Origin of the sequence: Flavobacterium aurantiibacter (genome assembly GCF_002251775.1) — a bacterium.
Classification (GTDB): Bacteria; Bacteroidota; Bacteroidia; order Flavobacteriales; family Flavobacteriaceae; genus Flavobacterium; species Flavobacterium aurantiibacter.
In genome coordinates this window covers 1-4,924 of sequence record NZ_NOXX01000171.1, presented here as the reverse complement: position 1 = coordinate 4,924, position 4,924 = coordinate 1, and the positions used below count along the sequence as shown (strand labels likewise).

Annotated in this window: 5 protein-coding genes and 1 pseudogene; 4 read left to right on the top strand and 2 right to left on the bottom strand. The window is 36.9% G+C overall.

The window, feature by feature from the left end; translation table 11 throughout:
* Together CHX27_RS05085 and CHX27_RS05080 are read right to left on the bottom strand one after the other, a co-directional pair.
* A partial coding sequence (locus tag CHX27_RS05085; protein WP_207758931.1) for a lamin tail domain-containing protein occupies positions 1-1,691 on the bottom strand: 1,691 nt, incomplete at its 3' end.
* A gap of 10 nt (positions 1,692-1,701) precedes the next feature.
* Entirely contained in the window at positions 1,702-2,463 is a 762-nt protein-coding gene (locus tag CHX27_RS05080) for a gliding motility-associated C-terminal domain-containing protein (protein WP_165764443.1), read from the bottom strand.
* A 745-nt stretch (positions 2,464-3,208) separates the two neighbouring features.
* Between CHX27_RS05080 and CHX27_RS05070 the strand changes: the two genes are divergently transcribed.
* The 4 genes and pseudogenes from CHX27_RS05070 to CHX27_RS05055 form a co-directional block, all read left to right on the top strand.
* The gene (locus CHX27_RS05070; protein WP_133063420.1) at positions 3,209-3,550 is read left to right on the top strand and encodes a hypothetical protein; all 342 of its coding nucleotides are present in this window, start codon (positions 3,209-3,211) and stop codon (positions 3,548-3,550) included.
* Between the two features lie 25 nt (positions 3,551-3,575).
* Positions 3,576-3,845: pseudogene (locus tag CHX27_RS05065) on the top strand (hypothetical protein); the annotation flags it as partial.
* Positions 3,830-4,240 (top strand): hypothetical protein, encoded by a 411-nt coding sequence (locus tag CHX27_RS05060; RefSeq protein WP_094485675.1) that lies wholly within the window; start codon positions 3,830-3,832, stop codon positions 4,238-4,240. The pseudogene CHX27_RS05065 and the gene CHX27_RS05060, both read left to right, overlap by 16 nt.
* A 138-nt stretch (positions 4,241-4,378) precedes the next feature.
* The coding region (locus tag CHX27_RS05055; RefSeq protein WP_207758930.1) for a T6SS effector amidase Tae4 family protein at positions 4,379-4,924 on the top strand (546 nt) is incomplete at its 3' end.

Here is a 4,924-nt window from a genome sequence, read left to right as displayed (position 1 = left end):
GTTGATGTGGTTGGAAGAGGTGCAAGTACGTCGCCAGAACAAATGTTTGTTACCGGCACAAAAGAAGGTACTACGTTACCTGATGTAATATTTAATTGCACGGCATTACTTATAAGTGTTCCTAAAGGTGAAGTTACTTCACAATAAAACTGGTAATTACTCCAGTTTATTGGAGGGCCAATTATCGACAATGTCGCTGTTTGCACCCCTGTAAAATTGGGCGAATTATTTGGTACATTGACCCAAATACCACTACCAATATGCATTTTCCATTGGTAATTCAACCCCAAAGTATTCGCAAGTGAATATGAAAACGATGCGTTAGTGTTTTCACACACTACAATACTACTGGGCTGACTATTAACTACTGGAAGAGGCGTAGAGGTTATTGTGTGATTTCCTATATCGACACATGTTTCAGTACCTGTGAGCAACCAATCGTTTGAAACAAAAACAGCTTTTGGAGCCACTGCATCTGGATTACGTTGAATCGAATAGCCTGGTTGAGTTGTAATTACGGCATCTGAAATTTCGACTTCATCAATAACTACTCCATTTTTCAAAAGTTCAAATTGATCATTGGAGTTAAATCCTCCCGCGGGATAAAATTGACCAAATGTTAAACCACTACACGGCATTGGAGTTGTTCCTACGCCAAAGAGAAAAATTGCCCCAGGCGGAAGCAGTCCTGTTAAAGGCTCAGTATAATCTGCAGTAGCACCGCCAATATCAGCATACCTACTTATTGAGTAATTTGATAAATCAACTACATTAGCTGTACCGTTATAAATTTCAATAATTCCACCACTTCCAACTTGGGCATCATAGATTTCAGAGATATAAATGTCGGAAGAATAGCTAGCCGAAGCAGAAGAGGAAATTGAAGTAAAAGCAGAAGTAGATATTCCTTCGCATCCATTTGTAATTAAACTTATACTTCCAGAAATACTATTAGCTGGAACATAAGCTTGAATAAGATTGTCGGAAACTACAGTAAAATTAGCAGCGTTTACACCTCCAAATCGTACGGCAGAAGTTCCAGTCCCCGCCAAAAATCCACTTCCACTTATTGATACCAATGTATTCTGCGGTCCCAGTTGAGGTGAAAATGAATTTATAACTGGAGTGCTACAAGTAGGTGTAACACTTCCGTTAAGCGTAAAATCGTCTAATCGAAAAGTTCCGTTTCCTGCAGATCCAGATAGAGAGATTACAACAGTAATAGTTCCTGTTAACCCCGATACTGCATTTGCTACAGTCGTATTTCCAAGTTCTGAGCCAGCCGTGCCATTTGTTCCGCTACCAACTGTAATTCCATTTACTGACATGCTCCAATTTTGCGGACCTTGATTACTTCGTTGCCGCCAAAAGTTGAACGAGGTAATCTCTACCTGATAGTTTGTAGCTACATTAAAAGTTAATGTGATTGTGGCTGGGTTCGCCGTTGTAAGTCTAATGGCCTCTCCTGTGGCCCCTGCAGCGCTTGTCCACGAACCTATACTATTTGTCCAACTGGAATTCGTGAGATTTGAATTAAAAGTTTGTGGATTCGCAGTATAGGGATGATTAGTAATGGTATTCGTTCCAAAATTGTGATAATATATCTGAGCATTTGCATTCTCAAAAAAAAGTACGCTTAACAATAGTGCTAATTGGGCACAAAAAAATCTTCTGGAAAAAACGTACTTCATAATTAAACTTTTATCGATTTACGTAAACCCATCCCGTGAATGTTTCTCCAGAATCGTCCACGATTACGTAAAAATAAGTAGCGTCTGGAAGTTCTTCGCCGCTATTGGTTTGTCCCTTCCACTGATTTGTATAATTTTTGCGCTGGTAAACTTCTGTGCCATATCGATTAAAAATCGTAATATTTTTAACTCCAAACCCAGTCAAATCAAACTCATCATTTTTGTTATCGTTATTTGGAGAAATACCTTTAGGTATATTGCAAAAAATTCCGTCAACAAAAATTTCTTGCACGTCACTACAACCAGATGAATTCGTGACCGTAAGTGTATAGTTAAACGGAAAAACCGTTCCAGGATTATTGGAAATAAGCTGTGTTACGTTGATGCGATTTTCAGTGCTAACTACTGACCCATTAGATAATCTCCAGGTAAACGAATACTCGGAAAAATCATTGGCATTACTAGTAACTTCAACTAAATAATCTCTGTTAACACAACCTTGCGTAACTGTAAAGTCGAGAGAATCAATAACTACATTCAAAGTAATTGGTGTTGCGCATTGACCAGTGGTCGGAGTGAAAATATACTGTGCACTAATTTGATTGTTGATTGAAGAAGGATTCCAAGTACCGCTAATACCATTAGGAGACGTTGGTAAAAGAGTAGGTGCATCAGAACCACTGCACAAAACTAATTCAGTATCAAAATCTGGAATAACGGACGAACTAACCGTAATCGTAAGTGTTGCTGTTGCAGCGCATTGTCCGACCACAGGAGTANGTTTGGAATCAGGAGAATTTGGAATTTGTGCGTTCGACTATTGATTATTTACAGTTGCATCCAGAAGTAACATTTTATGAGTTTATGACCAACAAAAACGAGTCGGATAACAAGGGTGAAAATTTAGAGGACGATAACTCTGGACCGATTGACACAAATGAAGTGCCCGATTTTGATATTAATCAATCATGGCCAAATATAGCGCCGGTGATTCCTGTTAGCGCGTTTGTAGGATGGAGTAGATTGCATCGGGATTGGGAATGTATGGAGTACAGCAAAGAGCAACTAAGAGTAATGGGGTACAAAATTTCTTCTTATCATGCTGTTGGACAAACATTTCAAGTTTTTACTGCACAAAGCGGCGTCAATCAAACACAGGTTGTGGCTGGTGTAAAGTATCTTAAATATGCACTTACAAATGGAATACCCGTTATTGTTGGCGTGGATAATCATGCGGGTAGCCCAAATCCGCAAACAGACAATACAACAGATCATTTTATAGTTATTGTAGGTATGGGGCAAGATGCTGGTGGAAAGTACTTTCGATTTTATGATAATGCGTCTGGTGCTGCAAGTCAAGGAACAAGTGTAAATAATAAATTGTATTATAACAGCGATACAGGAGTCATTGAAGGTCAATCGCAGACAAATTATGCTGTAAGCAATGGTTATAATCCGTACCGAGTTACTATGATAAGAAAATCTAAAAGTTTATAATAATGACGAAAATATATTTAATGATTTTAAGTCTCGTGTTTGTCCTTTGTTTTGGACTGGAAATCTGGCAACATAACGAGACGCTTACAATTACCAATTTTGCTTATGGTAAGACGGGATGCTTAGCAGAAGAAAAAAATTATGTTTCCAAGAAGTTCAAAGTTTCTGTTAAGCAACTGTCGAGTAGTATATATTTTTCCGAAGATCCGGTACATTCTCCCCAAATTTTAATAAACGATAAAACTTTTAACTATTCGTATTTTGGAGAAAACAAATCGTTTATCAAAGGCCCTGCAGATTTAGAAGTAAAAATCTATTATTTTAAGGGAGTAAAAAAATATCTGGCAATGAGAATTAAATAATCAAGATTAGCTCTTAAATGCTAAAGCTTTAAATGAATGGATGCGAAAAACGTTTGGAATTCCTAACGGTGACAATCACATTACTACGGTAGAAGCGGGTACAAATGGCAAGAATGTTCCGAGTTTGCTCGCTGAAAAAAAAGGTATATACATTATGATCGCAAATTATCCGGGTCCTTCTTATTTTGGAGCTACCGGTCATGCCGACATTATTGAAAATGCACAATGTCCCAAAAACTGCTATTTTGCACCTAAAGGTGGAATCAATTATATAGATTTATGGATACTAGAATAAATAAAATCATTCTTTACGTTTGCTCTATTGTTAATTTCATTAGTTGCCGATCTGTTGATAAAAAAGTGGATTATCGGAAAGTTTATGTAGATGAATTCAAAATTACTTATTTCAAAAAGTGTCTCCAGTATGGATTTAATACCCATGAAATTCTTCTACTAAATGAAAATGACGGCAGTCAGATTGTTGAACCAATTTTGGGAAATTACTCTCAAATAGATTCCATAGCTAAAAATAAAATTTTAAAAGAGGTGCGTGAGTTTCAACGAGAAGTTGCCACAAGAGCCGAAGGCGCAAATAAAATACCTGTTTACAAGATATGTTTGTGTCAATATGAAAGTAAGGAAATAGATTCTTTAGCAAACGAATTTATTGACAAAATTCTACCAAAATGATATGAGATAAGCAAATATTGGACGAAAAGCTTCATAAACTTAAGATAAGTAGAAGCGTAATATGGGGTCAAAGTACTGGCCCCATGTTATAATAAAGAGTTCTTATTAGTGAAACAGTGTAGATTTTAGTTTAAACGTATGCAAACTCAATGGTGGAATACAGCAAATCCAGAAATAAAAACGCAGTTACGAGAAATTTTAAGCGTTTGGAATCAGGAGAATTTGGAATTTGTGAAATGGACTATTGATTATTTGATAGAGAATCCAGAAGTGACTTGGGAGCAGTTTAAGAATTGGTTTTTTACCGAAAACGAAGGTGATGATTTATTTTACGATGAAAACTATTGGAATAATCCGAATCTGAATTTTCCTCAGCAAAATTTACCAACCTGGAATGATTTTTTAGACGGAATTCCGGTAAATATTGACAACACATACATATTCGGGCCAAATAACATTTTCCCATTAATTGGCGGCGATGTTTTGCAGCTCTACTTAACTACTCCAAGTGAGATGCAAAATACTTGTGCCGCTCGAATATCTATTGCTTTGATAAGAAGTGGTATTGAGATTCCTTACATTCCAGGACAAACAGTTAAAGGTGGCGGTGCAGAGTTCGGCGACAAGTATTTCTTTTTGAATGCTAAAGCTTTAAATGAATGGATGAGGAAAACTTTTGGCACA